A 15,206-nucleotide genomic window follows, 5' to 3' on the forward strand; every position below is an offset into this window, starting at 1 on the left:
CGACGCGATGAGCTCCGCCGCGCAGTCCCCCCGCCCGCTCCGTACCGCGACACCTTTCGTCGACCCGCTCGGCGCCACCTCGGTCCAGCACGCCCCCGTCATCGAGACGGCCGGCGCTCTCGTGTGGCGGACGCGGCACGCGAGGATCCAGGTCCAGCTGGTCCACCGGCCCCGCTACGACGACTGGTCGTGGCCCAAGGGCAAGCACGAGGAGGGCGAGTCCCTGGCCACGACGGCGGTGCGCGAGGTCACCGAGGAGACCGGTCGCCCCGTGGTCCTCGGGCTGCCCCTGCCCGGGCTGCAGTACCTCACGCCGGAGGGCCGCGTGAAGCGGGTGCACTACTGGGCGGCACGACGCGCGAGCGCCACCCACGACACGCACCCGCTCGCCGCCCGGAACCCCGTGGCGCCCGTCGACAAGCACGAGATCGACCGGACGGAGTGGGTGGACGCCGACGACGCCGCCGAACGGCTCACGCGTCCGACGGACCGCGGCCCGCTCGAGGCCCTCCTGGAGGCCGCCCGGGACGGCCACCTCGCCACGCACGCCGTGGTGATCGTGCGGCACGGCCGGGCGTTGCCCCGCGCCGCCTGGTACGGCCAGGAGCAGGAGCGGCCGCTGACGCCCGTCGGCCACGCCGAGGCCGCCGCGCTGGTGCCGGTGCTGGCGGCGTACGGGGTGGACTCGGTGGTCTCCAGCCGCTGGGAACGGTGCGCGACGACGATCGACCCGTACGTCCGGGCGTCCGGGGTCCGCCCGGAGTACAGCGACAACCTGGGCGAGGCGCAGCACGAGCGTTCTCCCGCGCGGGTCGCGGCGGCGGTCCGCGACCTGCTCGAGGCCGGACGGTCGGCGGTGCTGTGCACCCACCGTCCGGTGCTGCCCACGGTCCTGGACGTCCTCGGGCAGCACTCGCGCCGCGCCGTGGCGAACGCCCTGCCACGCCGCGACCCCTACCTGGAGCCGGGAGAGGCGCTGGTCGCCCACGTCGCCACGACGGGCAAGGGTCCGCGGGTGGTCGCGGCCGAGCGGGTCGCGCCGCCGGTGTTCTAGCCGACGACCCCGAGCACGCCCACGGTGATCAGCGCGGCGAGGAGGCCGGCGGCCGGTGCGGTGAGGAGCCAGAACACGGCGATGGTGCGGGCCACGCCCCACCGCACGGCCGAGAGCCGTCGCGTGGACCCCACGCCGACGATCGCCGCCGTGATCGTGTGCGTGGTGGACACCGGGGCGTGCAGCACGATCGAGCTGATGTAGAGCACGATCGCGGAGACGGACTCCGCCACGAAGCCTCGCGCCGGGTCGATCTCGATGATGCGCCGGCCGAGGGTGCGCATGATGCGCCATCCGCCCGCGTAGGTGCCCGCCGCCATGGCGGTGGCGGCCAGCAGCTTGACCCACAGCGGGATCTCGGCCACGGGCGTGACGGCGCCGACGGTCAGCAGCGCCAGCCAGATGACGCCCATCGTCTTCTGGGCCGACTGCAGCCCGTGCCCGAGGGCCACCGCCGCGGCGGACGCCGTCTGGGCGATGCGGAAGCGTCGGTTCACGCGCGACGGCGCCGCGTGCCGGAAGATCCACAGCACCGCGATCATCAGGCCGAACGCCCCGACGAACCCGACCACCGGGGAGATCAGCAGGGGCAGGACGATCCGGTCGAGCACCTGCTCGGCGTGGACCACCATCCCGCCGGCGAGCCCGGCGCCCAGGAGACCTCCCACCAGCGCGTGGGTCGACGAGGTCGGCATCCCGAACCACCAGGCCACGAGGTTCCACGCCACCGCCCCGAGGAGCGCGCTGAGCAGCACGACGAGCGCGTCGACCGGCGCGGCGCCGTCGAGGTCCACGATCGAGGTGGCGATGGTCTCGGCGACCGCGGTGCCCAGCAGGGCTCCGACGAAGTTCATCGCGGCGGCCATCGCGACGGCGATCCGCGGGGTCAGCGCCCGCGTGGAGATGGAGGTCGCCACGGAGTTCGCCGCGTCGAGGAACCCGTTCGTGTACGCGAAGCCGAGGGCGACGACGATCACGACGACGACGAGGGCGAGCTCCACGCTCACGACTCCTTGAGCACGATCGTCTCGACGAGGTTCGCCACTCTCTCGAAGGCGTCGGTGGCCTCCTCCAGGATGTCGACGACCTCCTTGAGCTTGATCAGCAGGATCGGGTCGGTCACCCGGTCGAACAGGTGGGCGAGCAGGGTGCGGTGCAGCTTGTCGCCCTGGTTCTCGAGCCGGTTGATCTCGACCCAGTACTCGGGGAGCTCGTCGAGCTTGCGCAGGCGCGGCATCGCGTCGGCCGTGAGCTCGGCGCAGCGCAGCAGCACCTGGATCTGCTCGGAGACCGCCATCGGCAGCTCGTCGATCTTGTACAGGACGATGAGGTGCCCGGCCTCGTCCATGGCGTCCATGCAGTCGTCCAGCGCGGAGGCGAGGCTGTAGATCTCGTCACGGCCGAACGGGGTCACGAACGTCTTGTTGAGCCGCCGCATGATCGAGTGCGTCGCCTCGTCGGCCTCGTGCTCGGCCTCGGTGAGACGTTCGACGATCGCCTCGCGCTCGGTGCGGGAGGCACCGAGGAGCTCGGCGAGCAGCGTGGCACCGGTGACGGTGTGGCCGGCGAGGACGGCCAGCAGGTCGAAGAAGGTGGTGTCGCGCGGAGTGAGGCGCAGGCGCACGGGGGCTCCCGGTGAGGAAGGACGCTCGGTCAGTCACAGAGTAGATCCCGCCTCGCGGCCGGGCTAAATCCGTCTGCGGAGCGGCACGGCACCGTGACGGGAGAAGAGTGCGACGCCGGACCGGGAGCGCCTCTCGGCGCGTGGCCGCTCGTAGCGGCTGAAGATGGAGCCCGGGGCTACCGCGGCCCGACGCCGCCCTTCCATCGTAAGGGCCTGACCCTCAGTCGAGCGAACCCGCACGCCAGAGCGCCGCCGCGTGCTCGAGCTCCCCGGCGGTGCCCACCAGGTCGGCGGCGCCCCTCGTCATGCGGGCGGCCGCGTCCGGGTCGGCGACCTCCCGGGCGTCCGCGTCGTGGGCCGCCCCGGTCGCCAGGATGTGGCAGAAGGCCGCAGCACGTTCGAGGGCGACGGCGAGATCTCCGGCATAGACCCCGGACAGCACGGTGTCCGCGAGCTCGCGCAGGTCCGACGGCGTGGGCGGGCGCGGGACGCCGGCGACCACCTCGCGCACGGGCGCGGCGTCCACGCCGAGCCGGTACCGCAGCCCGACGGTCCTCGGGTCGCGGCGGACCCACTCGCGCAGGGCATACAGCCGCCACAGGGCACCGGGCAGTGTGGCGGGCGCGGCGTCGGACCAGAGCTCGGCGACGACGTCCAGGCCCTCGCGCTCCACGAGCCGGACGAGACGGGCGACCACCTCGGGATCCTCGGCGGCGCGTGCCCGGTGGACGACGGCGCGGGCGGTGGTGTGCGCGACCTCGTCACGGCGGGCCGGGTCGAGCGCTCCGGGCAGGGCGTCGGCGTCGCGCGGGTCGAGCATCGCGGGGCGGCGGAACCTGGGTCGGTCGGTCACCCGCCCAGTCTCGCAGGTGCGCTGCGTCGTTCGCCGTGCCCGCTCACGCCATCGCTCTTAGCATCACCAGGGACGGCCCCAGGACCGGGACCCGGGAGGAGTTCTGCGATGACCTCATCTGCACCCACCAGCGACGGAGCGCGCACGGCGCACCGCAAGGCGATCGGCCTGTCGGTCGCCGCCGCCGTCGGCGGCTTCCTGTTCGGCTTCGACTCGTCCGTCATCAACGGCGCCGTGTCGGCGATCGAGGGAGAGTTCGAGCTCGAGGCGACGGTGACCGGACTGGTGGTGGCGGTCGCGTTGCTCGGCTGCGCACTCGGCGCCTGGGGCGCCGGCCGCCTGGCGGACCGCATCGGTCGCGTCAAGGTCATGCTCCTGGGCTCCGCGCTGTTCCTGTTCTCCGCGGTGATGTCGGCCCTGGCCTGGACCGCGCTGGACCTGTCGCTGTGGCGGTTCCTGGGCGGCATCGGCATCGGCATCGCGTCGGTCATCGCGCCGGCGTACATCGCCGAGATCTCCCCGGCGTCCATCCGCGGCAGCCTGGCCTCGCTGCAGCAGCTCGCCATCACCGTGGGCATCTTCGGCGCGCTGCTCAGCGACCAGATCCTCGCGAACACGGCGGGCGGCGCGTCGGAGGAGCTGTGGCTGGGCTGGGAGGCCTGGCGGTGGATGTTCTTCGTCGAGGCGGTCCCGGCCGTCGTCTACGGGCTGCTGGCGCTCCGCATGCCGGAGTCGCCGCGCTACCTGGTCGCCAAGGGTGACGTGGGTGAGGCGCGCAGCGTGCTCGCCTCGGTGCTCGGGCCGGACGAGGACGTCGACGACCGGATCTCCGAGATCAAGCGCTCGATCGCCGTCGACGAGAAGAACGCCGAGCGGAGCACCCTGCGCGGCCAGGGCTTCCTGGGCCTGAAGTCGATCGTCTGGGTCGGCATCCTGCTGGCGATCTTCCAGCAGTTCGTGGGGATCAACATCATCTTCTACTACTCGACGACGCTGTGGCAGGCGGTCGGCTTCGACGAGTCGCAGGCGTTCCTGGTCTCCACGATCACGTCCGTGACGAACATCGCCGTGACGTTCATCGCGATCGCCCTCATCGACAAGGTGGGCCGCCGTCCGATGCTGCTCATCGGTTCGGCGGGTATGGCGGTGTCGCTGCTGACCATGGCCGCGGTCTTCACGCAGGGCACGACCACGGTCGACGCCGCAGGCGAGTCGACGCTGTCCCTGGGCGACCCGTGGGGGACGATCGCGCTGGTCGCGGCCAACGCCTTCGTGGTCTTCTTCGGCGCTACCTGGGGCCCGCTGATGTGGGTGATGCTCGGCGAGATGTTCCCCAACCGGATCCGCGCCGCGGCGCTCGGTGTCGGCGCGGCGGCCAACTGGCTGGCGAACTTCACGATCACGCTGACGTTCCCGCCGATGCTCTCGACGTTCGGGCCGGCCGTGCCGTACGGGATGTACGGGCTGTTCGCGGTGCTGTCCTTCTTCTTCATCTGGTTCAAGGTCTCCGAGACCAAGGGCAGAGAGCTGGAGGACATGACCGAGGAGGTGCGCCACCGCGCCTGAGCCCCCGTGCGACCACGACGACGGCGGCCCGCTTCCTTCCCGGAGGCGGGCCGCCGTCGTCGTGCGGGAATGAATCGGTGAACTACTTGCTTGACGCAAGCATCCATCATACTGTTTCTCGCGGCAACGAAAGGAGTCATCGTGACCACAGGCGCCTCCACCGCGCTCGTCGCCGCCCTGGAGTCGCTGGGGCGCGCCCAGCGCGAGGCCGCCGCACGGGTCGCGCGCGACCTCGACTGGCCACGCTCCGGCCTGGCCGTCGTGCGCATCCTGCGGGCCCGCGGCGAGATGCAGCTCTGCGAGGTCGCGGAGATCCTGCGCGTCGACGCCTCCGTCGCCAGTCGGCAGGTCGGCGCGCTCGTCGACGCCGGGTACGTCCGGCGCACGGTCGACACCGCCGACCGCAGGGCGCGGACGCTCGAGCTCACCGACGCCGGGCTCGCGTTCGCCACCGAGTCCGACCGCTACTTCGACGACTTCGTCCACGAGGCCTTCGCGGACTGGTCCGCCGACGACCTCGACGACGCCATCACCCAGATCCGCAACGTCGCGGCCGCCATCAGCACCGTTTCTCAGGAGGCCCCGCCCCGATGACCGACACCACCCGCTCCACCGCGGCGAGCGAGCCGGACGCCCCGCTCGTCGACGCGCTGGCCGACAGCAACCCGGCCATGAGCCGGCGCGAGACGCTCGAGGCGCTTTCCGGCATCCTGCTCGGCGTCTTCGTCTCGCTCCTCGCCACCACGATCACCTCGACGGCGCTCCCACGCATCGTCGCGGACCTCGGCGGCTCGCAGCACTCCTACACGTGGGTCGTCACGGCCATGCTGCTGACGATGACGATCTCCACACCGCTGTGGGGCAAGCTGGCCGACCTGACGAACCGCAAGGTGCTCATCCAGGTCGCACTCGTCATCACCGTGGTCTCGGCCGCGGCCGCCGGGTTCTCCCAGGACATGACGACGCTCATCGCGTTCCGCGCCCTGCAGGGCGTCGGCGCCGGTGGGCTCATGTCGCTGGCGACCGTGCTGATGTCCGACATCATCAGCCCGCGCGAGCGCGGCAAGTACATGGGCCTCATGGGCGGCGTCATGGCCGTGGCGCAGATCGGCGGCCCGCTCCTCGGCGGCGTCATCACCGACTCGTTCCTCGGCTGGCGCTGGACGTTCTTCGTCGGCGTGCCCTTCGCGGTCGCCGCCCTCGTCGTGCTCCAGAAGACGCTCCACCTGCCGGCCCGTGCCCAGCGCAAGGTCACCATCGACTACCTCGGCGCCACGCTCATCGCCCTCGGCGTCGCGCTGCTGCTGGTCTGGGTCACCTTCGCGGGCGACCAGTTCGCGTGGGCCTCGTGGCAGACCGCCGCGATGGTCGGTGCCGCAGTCCTCTCGCTCGCGGCGGCCGTCGTCGTCGAGCGGAACGTGGCCGAGCCGATCATCCCGCTGCACCTCTTCCGCAACCGCACCTTCGTGCTGTCGATCGTCGCCTCCGCTGCCGTCGGCGTGGCCATGTTCGGCACCGCGGTGTTCCTGTCGCAGTACCTGCAGCTCGCCCGTGGCAAGACCCCCACCGAGGCCGGCCTGCAGACCATCCCGATGGTGGTCGGGACCATGATCGGCGGCATCGTGCTCGGCCGGATCATCTCGCGCACCGGGCGCTACAAGGCGATCATGGTCGGCGGCGCCGCGGTGCTGACCCTGTCCCTGCTCGGGATGTCGACCATCGGGACGGACACCAGCTTCGTCCTCATCTCCGTCTACCTGTTCGGGCTCGGGCTGTCCGTCGGTGCGCTCATGCAGAACCTGGTGCTCGCCACGCAGAACACCCTCGACGTGCGGGAGATGGGCGCTGGCACCGCCACCGTGGCCTTCTTCCGCTCCCTCGGCGGCTCCGTCGGCGTCTCCGTCCTGGGCGCGGTCCTCGCACTGAACGTCAAGGACGGCATCGCCGCGGGCCTGGCCCGGCTCGGCGTCCCCGCGTCCGCCGTCGGGGACTCCGCCGGCGCCGTCCCGGACATGTCGCAGCTCCCCGCGCCCGTGGTCGACGTCGTCGCCGGCGCCTACACGGACGGCATCACAGGGATCTTCCTCATCGCGGTGCCGATGGCGCTGGTCGCCCTCGTCGCGATCTGCTTCATCCGCGAGATCCCGCTCGGGGAACGCTCCGGAATCCAGCAGACCCGGGACCTGGCCGCTCGGGCCGACGCCGAGAGCTGAGTCCCGTGCCGGGCCCGGCCGCCGGTCAGGCTCCGTCGAGCCAGGCCTGCGGCCCGGGCAGCAGGGCCTCCACCTCGGCCCAGAAGTCCTCGGGCAGCGGGGCCGCGCAGGCCGCCAGGGTCTGCGCCACCCGGTCCGGCCGCGAGACGCCCACGATCGTGGACGCCACCCGCGGGTCGCGCACCGAGAACTGCAGCGCCGCCGTCGCCAGCGTGGTGCCGTGGCGGGCGCACAGCTCCCGCAGCCCGTCGACGGCGGCGAGGGTCTCGGGCGGCGCCTCGCGGTAGCCGTAGCGCGTCGCGCTCGGCCGGTCCGCCGACGGCGTCTGCTGCGCCAGGATGCCGCCACCGTAGACCGCGGCGTTCAGCACGCCCGTGCCCCGCGCCGCCGCCGCGGCGACCAACGACCCGGCCGAGCGGTCCACGAGCGTCCACCGATTGTGGACCAGCAGCACGTCGAAGACACCGAGGTCCAGGTACCGCCGCATCTCGGGGACCGGCCCGCCGGCGAGCCCGACGGCCCCGACCTCACCGGACTCGCGCAGCGCCAGCAGCGCGTCCAGCGCACCACCGCGCGCGGTCAGCTCCGCGAAGTCGAAGTTCTCGGGGTCGTGCAGGTGCACCAGCGGCAGGCGGTCCAGGCCGAGGCGCTCGCGGGACTCGTCCACCGAACGGCGCACCCGGTCGGCGGAGTAGTCGCCGTCGCGCGGGTCCACCTTGGTCGCGACCACGACGTCGTCGGGCAGGGCTCCGTGGCGCTCGCGGTACGCGGCGAGACCGCGGCCGATCCGCCGTTCGCTCTCGCCGTCGGAGTACCCGTTGGCCGTGTCGAGGAACCGCACCGGGGACTCCAGCACCGCGAGCACGGTCTCCACGGCGCGCTCGGCGGCGACCTCGTACCCGAAGACCCCGGGCATCGACCCGAGCGGGCTGCCGCCGGCGCAGACCGCGCTGACGGTCAGGCCCGTCCCGGGGAGAGGACGCATCCAGCCCGGCGTGCCGGGGGCCGGGACGGGGGCGGGTTCAGGGACACGATGCAGCGCTGACACGGTCATGGGGCGAGCCTACGGGGCTATTTCACCCGCCTGGGAGGGCCCTCTGACCAAATCGTGACCCGCAGAGGGCCCCGGACGCTTCCGGGGAGGGCCATGATGGGGCCATGCACGACGCCGCCCCTCTCACCGCACCGCCGGACCCGCAGACCGACCCGTTCGGCGCCCTCGAGCGTGAGGTGCGCGTCCTCATCCGGCGGGCACAGTCCACCTCGGCGCAGACCGCTCGCCTGATCCACCCCGAGCTGGAGGCGTCCGCCTACCCGTTGCTCGCGCACATCGCCATGCACCCGGGCACCCGCGGCTCCGACCTCGCCGCGCACTTCGGCGTCGGACGCGCCACCGTGTCGCGGCAGCTCAGCCGCCTCGCCGAGCTCGGCCTCGTCCACCGCGAGACCGATCCCGAGGACACGCGCGGGCAGCAGATCACGCTCACCGACGACGGCGCCCGCCGCTTCCAGCACGCCCGCGACGCCCGCGTCACGATGCTCGAGTCCGCCCTGTCCCGGTGGGAGAAGGACGACGTCGCCGAGCTCGCCCGACTGCTGAACAGCTACTCGTCCGACGTCGTGGCCTGGCTCGGCAGCCAGCAGGGCGCGGCGCACCTCAGCGCCGCAGACGCTCGCGCAGCGCACTGAGCGTCGCCACGTCGCCGCCGTGCGCGGTGAACCAGCCCACGGCTCCGTCGTCGTGGGCCGCCAGGACGTCGAGCACCGCCTCGACGGCGTGCGCCGGCGATGTGAGGAGCTCGGGCGGCAGGGCCGCGACCACGTGCGTGTCCCGCCGCGGCGCCCGGGCCGTCGCCCGGGCGCGGAGCAGCACCTGCGGCATGTTCGCGTCGGTACGCACGTAGTCCGACACGATGCTCGCCCGGTCCACACCCACGAGGTCCAGGACGAGCGCCACCAGGACGCCGGTCCGGTCCTTGCCCGCGGTGCAGTGCACCAGCACGGGGAGCGTGTCCTCGGCGACGGCCCGCACCCCGGCGACCAGGTGCGCGGCCCCGGGACCGTCGAGCATCTCGAGATACAGCCGACCCAGGTCGAAGGGGACGGGCTGCGTCCCGCTCCCGGCCCGGGTGGTCGCCCCGGTCAGGACGGGCAGGGCCACGACGTCCGCGACGCCGCGGAGCGGGTGCGGCTCGGCCGACTCGTCGGCGTCCCGCAGGTCGAGCACGGTGCGCGGCGGCCACGCCACTTCGGAGGGCGCGACGTCACCAGCGCGCGGCGCGTCCGACCGCAGCAGCGCGTCGGTGCGCAGCAGCGGCGAGGCGGCACCGACGTCGCGCAGGTTCACGAGCCGGTCGGGGACGGCGGTGGTCTCGACGCTCATGGCACGACGGTAGCCGGTCCCCCGACCCTCGGGACGTGAGACCGGCTCTCCCGTGCCGGCGTCGGCTCCGGGCGCTCAGTCGGTGCCGGGCTCGAAGGTCAGGCTGACCGAGTTCATGCAGAACCGGTCGCCGGTCGGCGTCTGGGGCGCGTCGTCGAACACGTGGCCCAGGTGCGAGCCGCAGCGGGCGCACCGGACCTCCGTGCGGACCATGCCGAGCGTGCGGTCCTCGATCAGCTCGACGCGGTCCCCCGCCAACGGCGTGTAGAACGACGGCCAGCCGCAGTGCGAGTCGAACTTCGACTCGCTGCGGAACAGCTCGTTGCCGCACGCACGACACCGGTAGACACCCTCGCGCTGCTCGTCGAGCAGCTCACCGGTCCAGGCCCGTTCGGTGCCCGCCTGGCGCAGCACCGTGAACTCCTGCGGCGACAGCTCGACGCGCCACTCGTCCTCGCTCTTGGACACCTCATACGTCATGTCCCGGTCAACAGCGGTCACGCGAGCGGTGTTCCCGTCCGGCGTCCGCCTCAGCGGCGACCGCGGGAACGGCCACCGGACGACCCGGCCGACCCGGCGCCCTGCGCGACGCCCTGACCGGGACGACCGCCGCCCTGGCCACCCCGGCGCCGACGACGGTTGCGGCCGCCTCCAGAAGACCCTGCGGACCCTGCGGACCCGGCGCCCTGCCCGGCGCGACCGCCGCCCTGGCGACCCCCGGAGCCCTGCCCCTGCGGCTTCTTGCGAGGCTGCTGCTGCTGCTCGACCGGCGGGGCCGGCTTGACGTACGCGGCGACCTCACCGACGAGCGCCGCGACGACGGGGTCGCCCGGGGCGACCGGCTGCGGACGCGCGGTGATGCGGGCCTTGCGGGTCAGGTCACGGACGTCACCGCGCTCCTCGGGGAGCATGACCGTGACGACGTCGCCGACGGAACCCGCGCGGGCCGTGCGGCCGGAGCGGTGCAGGTACGCCTTGTGCTCGGCGGGCGGGTCGACGTGCACCACGAGCTCGACCTCGTCGACGTGGATGCCGCGCGCCGCGATGTCCGTGGCGACCATGACCCGGACGTCGCCGGAGGAGAAGGCGGCGAGGTTGCGCTCGCGCGCGCCCTGGCCGAGGTTGCCGTGCAGGTCCACCGCCGGCACACCGGCGGCGGTGAGCTGCTTGGCGAGCTTCTTCGCCTGGTGCTTGGTCCGCATGAACAGCACCCGGCGGCCGGTGCCCTGGGCGAGCTGGTGCACGACCTGCTTCTTCGCCTCCTTGTCGGCCACGGCGAGGATGTGGTGCGTCATCTGCGGCGGCGGGGCGGCGGCGTCGTCCACCGAGTGGGTGACCGGGTTCTTCAGGTAGCGCTTGACCAGCACGTCCACGCCGTTGTCCAGCGTGGCCGAGAACAGCAGTCGCTGGCCCTCGCGGGGCGTGCGGTCCATGATCCGCTTCACGCCCGGCAGGAACCCGAGGTCGGCCATGTGGTCGGCCTCGTCGAGGATCGTGATCGCGACGTCGTCGAGCGTGAGGAGCCGCTGGTTGAGCAGGTCCTCGAGCCGGCCCGGGCAGGCGATGACGATGTCCACGCCCTGGTTGAGGGCCGTCACCTGGCGCGACTGGGCGACACCGCCGAAGATCGTCGTCGTGCGCAGACCGAGCGCCTCCGCGATGGGCTTCATCACGGCGTCGATCTGGTTGGCGAGCTCACGGGTGGGGCACAGCACCAGTGCCATCGGCGCGGCACTGCGCAGCGCGCGGCGGCCGGCGGCCTTCGCCGCGGCCTTCTGCCGGGCGATCTCGGTCACGGCCGGCAGCGAGAACGCGAGCGTCTTGCCAGAGCCGGTCCGGCCGCGGCCGAGCACGTCCTTGCCGGCGAGCGTGTCCGGCAGGGATGCCGCCTGGATGGGGAAGGGGGTGGTGATGCCGGCGTCCGTCAGGTGCTTCACGACAGGGGTCGGCAGGCCGAAATCGGCAAAGGAAGTCAAGGAAGATGCCTCTCTGGGGCGTCGGACGACGCCCGGGTCGGGGTCCGCCGCACGTAATCCGGGGGGATCTCCACGACGTGGGGCGCGCGGGATCGCGCCGCCCTCTCGACCACATTGTGGCACGCCAGAGGGCGAACGCGCCTATGACACACCCCACAGGCACCCGGGCCGGGACCCGACGGGTTCCCAGACGGGCATGGTGCAATGTGCCGCGTGGACGACTTCTTCGCGACCGTCGGTGACGTGCTCGGGCAGATCTGGACCGCGGCCACCACCCCGGTGGACCCGCCGGACCAGACGGTCGTGCTCGCCGTCGCCCTGGTGGCGCTCGCCGTCGTGGTGGTGGGGCCCGTCTGGCGGGTGGCCCGGCACGTGGTGACGATCGCGCACGAGGGCGCCCACGCCGTCGTCGCCATGCTCACCGGGCGCCGGCTCGACGGCATCCGCCTGCACTCGGACACCTCGGGCCTGACCGTCACGGCCGGACGGCCCCGCGGGCTCGGGATGGTCCTCACGGCGTTCGCCGGGTACGTGGGCCCGGGACTGGTCGGCCTCGGTGCCGCCTGGCTGCTGCGGGCCGGCTACGCCGTCGGGCTGCTGTGGCTGCTCGTGGTGCTCCTGGCGCTGCTGCTGCTCAAGATCCGCAACTGGTTCGGGCTATGGTCGGTGCTCGTCAGCGGGGCCGCGCTCGTCGGGGTCTCCTGGTGGCTGGAGCCCGCGACGCAGTCTGCCGTCGCCTACGCGGTGACCTGGTTCCTCCTGCTCGGCGCGGTGCGGCCCGTCCTCGAGCTGCAGGCGCAGCGGGCCCGGGGCCGGGCACGCTCCTCCGACGCCGACCAGCTCGGGCGGCTCACCGGAGTGCCGGGCATCGTGTGGGTGGTCGTCTTCGCGCTCGTCACGCTCGGCTGCCTCGCCCTCGGGGCCACCTGGATCGTGGGTCCGGTCTCCCCCTGAGGCCGGCGGCCCGCCCCGACGGGGCCGTCAGAGCCGCGCGTACCGGGCCCGGGCGAAGGAGTAGGCGCCGTAGGCGGCGATGCCGACGCCGGTCACCAGGAGCAGCGCCGTGCCGAACGGCTGGTCCCGGATCGTCTGCAACGCGTCGTCGAGCCCGCCCGCCTTGTCCGCGTCGTGCGTGACCCCGGCCGTGACGAACAGCCCGCCCAGCACCGCGAGCGCCACCCCCTTGGCCACGTAGCCCACCTGGCCCAGGCGGACGACGGCGGTGGCGACCTTCCCGCCGCCGGTGCCGCGCAGGTCCTCGAGGAACGTCGTACGCCACCCCTTGACCACGTGGAAGACGCCGACACCGACGACCGCCAGGCCGACCGCGACGACGAGCCAGCGACCGGCCGGCGCCTGCAGGAGCGTCGCGGTCAGGCTCTCCTGCTGACCGCCTCCCCCGCCGTCGCCCGTGGCGTAGCGCGCCGCCGAGAAGGCCAGGACGCCGTAGAGGACGCCCTTGCCGGCGGCCTTGACGCGGGCGCCGGCCGCCTTCGCGTCCTCCACGCCGGGGACGCCGACGACGGCCTCCGCGAGCTGCCACAGCGCGAGAGCGGCGAACCCGAGGGTCACCGCCCAGAGGGCCAGGGGCCCGCCCGGAGCGCTCGCGAGCTGCTGGAAGGCGCCGGACTCGTCGGCGCTGCCGGAGGAGGAGCCGAGCGCCAGCCGGATCGCCAGCCAGCCGATCAGCAGGTGCAGGACCCCCGAGGCGACGTACCCGCCGCGCGCCAGCGCGCGCAGCCCAGAGCTGTGCTGGGCGCGGCGAGCCGCTCCCTGTCCTGGTCCTCGTGCAGACACCGGTCACCTCCGTCCGCCACGGGTCTCGCGGCGTCGTCGACACCCTGTCGCAGATCCGCCGTGTGCGCCATCGGCTCGCCGCGCGCCGTCCGCCGCACCGCGCGAGACTGGCCGAGGCAGCGGACCACGACACCAGGAGGCCGCCATGGCCGTGTTCACCCGAGGCTTCGGCGGGCGTCGCCCCGAGCCCGACCGCCCACTGCCGCCCGGGCAGCATCTGACGGCAGACTTCCCGGTGCTGTCGACGGGGCCCACCCCGAACGTCGACGAGTCGCGGTGGGAGCTGACGGTCCGCACGGAGTCCGGCACCGAGCACCGCTGGGACTGGGCGGCGCTGCAGGAGATGCCCGCCGAGGACGTGACGGTCGACATCCACTGCGTGACCCGCTGGTCCAAGCACGACACGAAGTGGCGCGGCGTCCCGGTGGACGCGTTCTTCGAGGACGTCGAGACCGGTGCGGACTTCGTCGTCGCGCACTCGTCCGGCGGGTACACGACCAACCTGCCCCTGGACGACCTGCTGGACGGCCGGGCGTGGGTGGCTCACGAGTACGAGGGCGAGCCGCTGGCGCCGGTGCACGGTGGCCCCGTGCGGCTGCTCGTCCCGCACCTGTACTTCTGGAAGTCCGCCAAGTGGCTGCGCGGGCTGACGCTGCACGAGCACGACGAGCCGGGTTTCTGGGAGCAGAACGGCTACCACCTGTACGGCGACCCCTGGTCGGAGCAGCGGTACTCGTGACCGTCTGGCACGTCGCACAGGTCGTCGCCGCCGAACGTCTCACCGCGAGCGCCCGCGCGCTGATCCTGGCCGCCCCCGGCTTCACCGGTGCCGTCGCCGGGCAGCACGTCGACCTGCGGCTCACCGCCCCGGACGGGTACCAGGCGGTGCGGTCGTACTCCCTGGCGCGGGTCGGCCGGGACGAGGTCGTGGAGCTCGCGGTGGACCGCGTGGCCGACGGCGAGGTCTCGGGCTACCTGGTCGACGACGCGCAGGTGGGTGACCAGATGGAGGTCCGCGGCCCGCTGGGCGGGTTCTTCGTCTGGCGCCCCGACGACGTCGGCCCGGTGCAGCTCGTCGCGGGAGGATCCGGCGTCGTGCCGCTCGCGGCGATGGTGCGGGCGCGGACGGCGTCCGGCTCCCACGCCCCGTTCCGCCTGCTGTGCTCGGTGCGCACGGCGGCGGACGCCTTCTGGGCCGACGAGCTGTCGACGGCCCCCGGCGTGCGGGCCACCTGGATCCACACCCGTGAGACGTCGCCGGGCGACGCCCGTCCGGCGGGCCGGCTCTCGGCCGACGACGTCGCGACGCACGTGATCCCGCCGGACGACCGCCCGCGCGTGTTCGTCTGCGGGCCGACCGGCTTCGTGGAGACGGCCGCGGGGCTCCTGCTCGATGCCGGGCACGATCCCAGCCTGGTCCGGACCGAACGCTTCGGAGGTGCGTGATGGCGCTCGACGGGAACGTCCTCGCGGGGCCGCTCGCCGGGGCCTGGGCGCTGGACGTCACGGTCGCGACCGGGCGGTGCGCCGGGTGCGGCGACGTCGCCGTGCTGGCGCGGGCGGCGGTGTTCGGCCATCCGATGGGCTGGGTGGTGCGGTGCCGGGCCTGCGCCGACGTGCTGATGGTCGTGGTCGAACGTCCCGACGGCGTCCTCGTGGCCGCGCGGGGCCTGGCGTGGGTCCGCGGCTGACCCACCCGCACCCCGGACAGCACGACGGCGGGCCCCCCGCGAGGGAAGC

At 73.4% G+C, this 15,206-nt stretch carries 17 protein-coding genes; 9 read left to right on the plus strand and 8 right to left on the minus strand.

Going from position 1 to position 15,206, the window contains the following annotated elements:
• The first annotated feature begins 7 nt into the window (after window positions 1-7).
• The gene (locus AC3RJ8_RS15170) at window positions 8-1,054 is read left to right on the plus strand and encodes an NUDIX hydrolase (protein ID WP_489713387.1); all 1,047 of its coding nucleotides are present in this window, start codon (window positions 8-10) and stop codon (window positions 1,052-1,054) included.
• On the opposite strand, the gene AC3RJ8_RS15175 is transcribed toward AC3RJ8_RS15170, so the two are convergent.
• The 3 genes from AC3RJ8_RS15175 to AC3RJ8_RS15185 all read right to left on the minus strand — a co-directional run bounded on the left by AC3RJ8_RS15175 (window position 1,051) and on the right by AC3RJ8_RS15185 (window position 3,498).
• Window positions 1,051-2,055: an inorganic phosphate transporter gene (locus AC3RJ8_RS15175; RefSeq protein ID WP_489715656.1), complete on the minus strand. Its 1,005-nt coding sequence runs from the start codon at window positions 2,053-2,055 to the stop codon at window positions 1,051-1,053. The two genes, AC3RJ8_RS15170 and AC3RJ8_RS15175, sit on opposite strands and share 4 nt — an antisense overlap.
• A gap of 2 nt (window positions 2,056-2,057) precedes the next feature.
• On the minus strand, window positions 2,058-2,678 hold the full coding sequence (locus AC3RJ8_RS15180; protein WP_489713388.1) for a DUF47 domain-containing protein: 621 nt from the start codon (window positions 2,676-2,678) through the stop codon (window positions 2,058-2,060).
• Between the two features lie 220 nt (window positions 2,679-2,898).
• Window positions 2,899-3,498, minus strand: coding sequence for a hypothetical protein (locus tag AC3RJ8_RS15185; protein WP_489715657.1), 600 nt, complete (start codon window positions 3,496-3,498; stop codon window positions 2,899-2,901).
• 141 nt (window positions 3,499-3,639) lie between these two features.
• Here AC3RJ8_RS15185 and AC3RJ8_RS15190 point away from each other — a divergent pair, with 141 nt between their 5' ends.
• The 3 genes from AC3RJ8_RS15190 to AC3RJ8_RS15200 all read left to right on the plus strand — a co-directional run bounded on the left by AC3RJ8_RS15190 (window position 3,640) and on the right by AC3RJ8_RS15200 (window position 7,310).
• Window positions 3,640-5,097, plus strand: coding sequence for a sugar porter family MFS transporter (locus AC3RJ8_RS15190; RefSeq protein WP_489713389.1), 1,458 nt, complete (start codon window positions 3,640-3,642; stop codon window positions 5,095-5,097).
• A 141-nt stretch (window positions 5,098-5,238) separates the two neighbouring features.
• Window positions 5,239-5,691 carry a MarR family winged helix-turn-helix transcriptional regulator gene (locus AC3RJ8_RS15195; RefSeq protein ID WP_489713390.1) on the plus strand — a complete coding sequence of 151 codons (453 nt, stop codon included), beginning with the start codon at window positions 5,239-5,241 and terminating at the stop codon, window positions 5,689-5,691.
• Window positions 5,688-7,310 (plus strand): MDR family MFS transporter, encoded by a 1,623-nt coding sequence (locus tag AC3RJ8_RS15200; RefSeq protein ID WP_489713391.1) that lies wholly within the window; start codon window positions 5,688-5,690, stop codon window positions 7,308-7,310. Before AC3RJ8_RS15195 ends, AC3RJ8_RS15200 begins: the two co-directional genes overlap by 4 nt.
• Window positions 7,311-7,335: 25 nt before the next feature.
• Here the strand turns inward: AC3RJ8_RS15200 and AC3RJ8_RS15205 are convergent, their stop codons facing one another.
• Window positions 7,336-8,364 carry an aldo/keto reductase gene (locus tag AC3RJ8_RS15205; RefSeq protein ID WP_489713392.1) on the minus strand — a complete coding sequence of 343 codons (1,029 nt, stop codon included), beginning with the start codon at window positions 8,362-8,364 and terminating at the stop codon, window positions 7,336-7,338.
• A gap of 104 nt (window positions 8,365-8,468) precedes the next feature.
• Here AC3RJ8_RS15205 and AC3RJ8_RS15210 point away from each other — a divergent pair, with 104 nt between their 5' ends.
• The gene (locus tag AC3RJ8_RS15210; RefSeq protein WP_489713393.1) at window positions 8,469-8,999 is read left to right on the plus strand and encodes a MarR family winged helix-turn-helix transcriptional regulator; all 531 of its coding nucleotides are present in this window, start codon (window positions 8,469-8,471) and stop codon (window positions 8,997-8,999) included.
• Here the strand turns inward: AC3RJ8_RS15210 and AC3RJ8_RS15215 are convergent.
• From AC3RJ8_RS15215 to AC3RJ8_RS15225, 3 genes are all read right to left on the minus strand, one after another.
• Window positions 8,968-9,693, minus strand: a complete 726-nt coding sequence (locus AC3RJ8_RS15215; protein WP_489713394.1) for a tyrosine-protein phosphatase — start codon at window positions 9,691-9,693, stop codon at window positions 8,968-8,970. The genes AC3RJ8_RS15210 and AC3RJ8_RS15215 overlap by 32 nt on opposite strands.
• Window positions 9,694-9,768: 75 nt before the next feature.
• Window positions 9,769-10,173 carry a peptide-methionine (R)-S-oxide reductase MsrB gene (gene msrB, locus AC3RJ8_RS15220; protein WP_489715658.1) on the minus strand — a complete coding sequence of 135 codons (405 nt, stop codon included), beginning with the start codon at window positions 10,171-10,173 and terminating at the stop codon, window positions 9,769-9,771.
• 50 nt (window positions 10,174-10,223) lie between these two features.
• A complete protein-coding gene (locus AC3RJ8_RS15225; protein ID WP_489713395.1) occupies window positions 10,224-11,630 on the minus strand; it encodes a DEAD/DEAH box helicase in 1,407 nt (468 codons plus the stop codon).
• Between the two features lie 243 nt (window positions 11,631-11,873).
• Here AC3RJ8_RS15225 and AC3RJ8_RS15230 point away from each other — a divergent pair, with 243 nt between their 5' ends.
• The gene (locus AC3RJ8_RS15230; RefSeq protein WP_489713396.1) at window positions 11,874-12,623 is read left to right on the plus strand and encodes a M50 family metallopeptidase; all 750 of its coding nucleotides are present in this window, start codon (window positions 11,874-11,876) and stop codon (window positions 12,621-12,623) included.
• A 27-nt stretch (window positions 12,624-12,650) separates the two neighbouring features.
• Here the strand turns inward: AC3RJ8_RS15230 and AC3RJ8_RS15235 are convergent, their stop codons facing one another.
• Window positions 12,651-13,466, minus strand: a complete 816-nt coding sequence (locus AC3RJ8_RS15235; RefSeq protein ID WP_489713397.1) for a DUF1206 domain-containing protein — start codon at window positions 13,464-13,466, stop codon at window positions 12,651-12,653.
• Between the two features lie 145 nt (window positions 13,467-13,611).
• On the opposite strand from AC3RJ8_RS15235, the gene AC3RJ8_RS15240 reads away from it, so the two are divergent.
• From AC3RJ8_RS15240 to AC3RJ8_RS15250, 3 genes are read left to right on the plus strand one after another with little or no spacing between them, the layout of a single operon-like run.
• Window positions 13,612-14,205, plus strand: a complete 594-nt coding sequence (locus AC3RJ8_RS15240; RefSeq protein WP_489713398.1) for a sulfite oxidase-like oxidoreductase — start codon at window positions 13,612-13,614, stop codon at window positions 14,203-14,205.
• Complete coding sequence (locus AC3RJ8_RS15245) at window positions 14,202-14,912, plus strand: FAD-binding oxidoreductase (RefSeq protein WP_489713399.1); 711 nt, start codon at window positions 14,202-14,204, stop codon at window positions 14,910-14,912. The genes AC3RJ8_RS15240 and AC3RJ8_RS15245 overlap by 4 nt, the downstream gene beginning before the upstream one ends.
• Entirely contained in the window at window positions 14,912-15,157 is a 246-nt protein-coding gene (locus AC3RJ8_RS15250; RefSeq protein ID WP_489713400.1) for a DUF6510 family protein, read from the plus strand. Before AC3RJ8_RS15245 ends, AC3RJ8_RS15250 begins: the two co-directional genes overlap by 1 nt.
• Window positions 15,158-15,206: the final 49 nt, after the last annotated feature.

It is taken from the genome of Isoptericola sp. MSGPD8_1_ISO-PGPR-S23-394 (assembly GCF_058072785.1).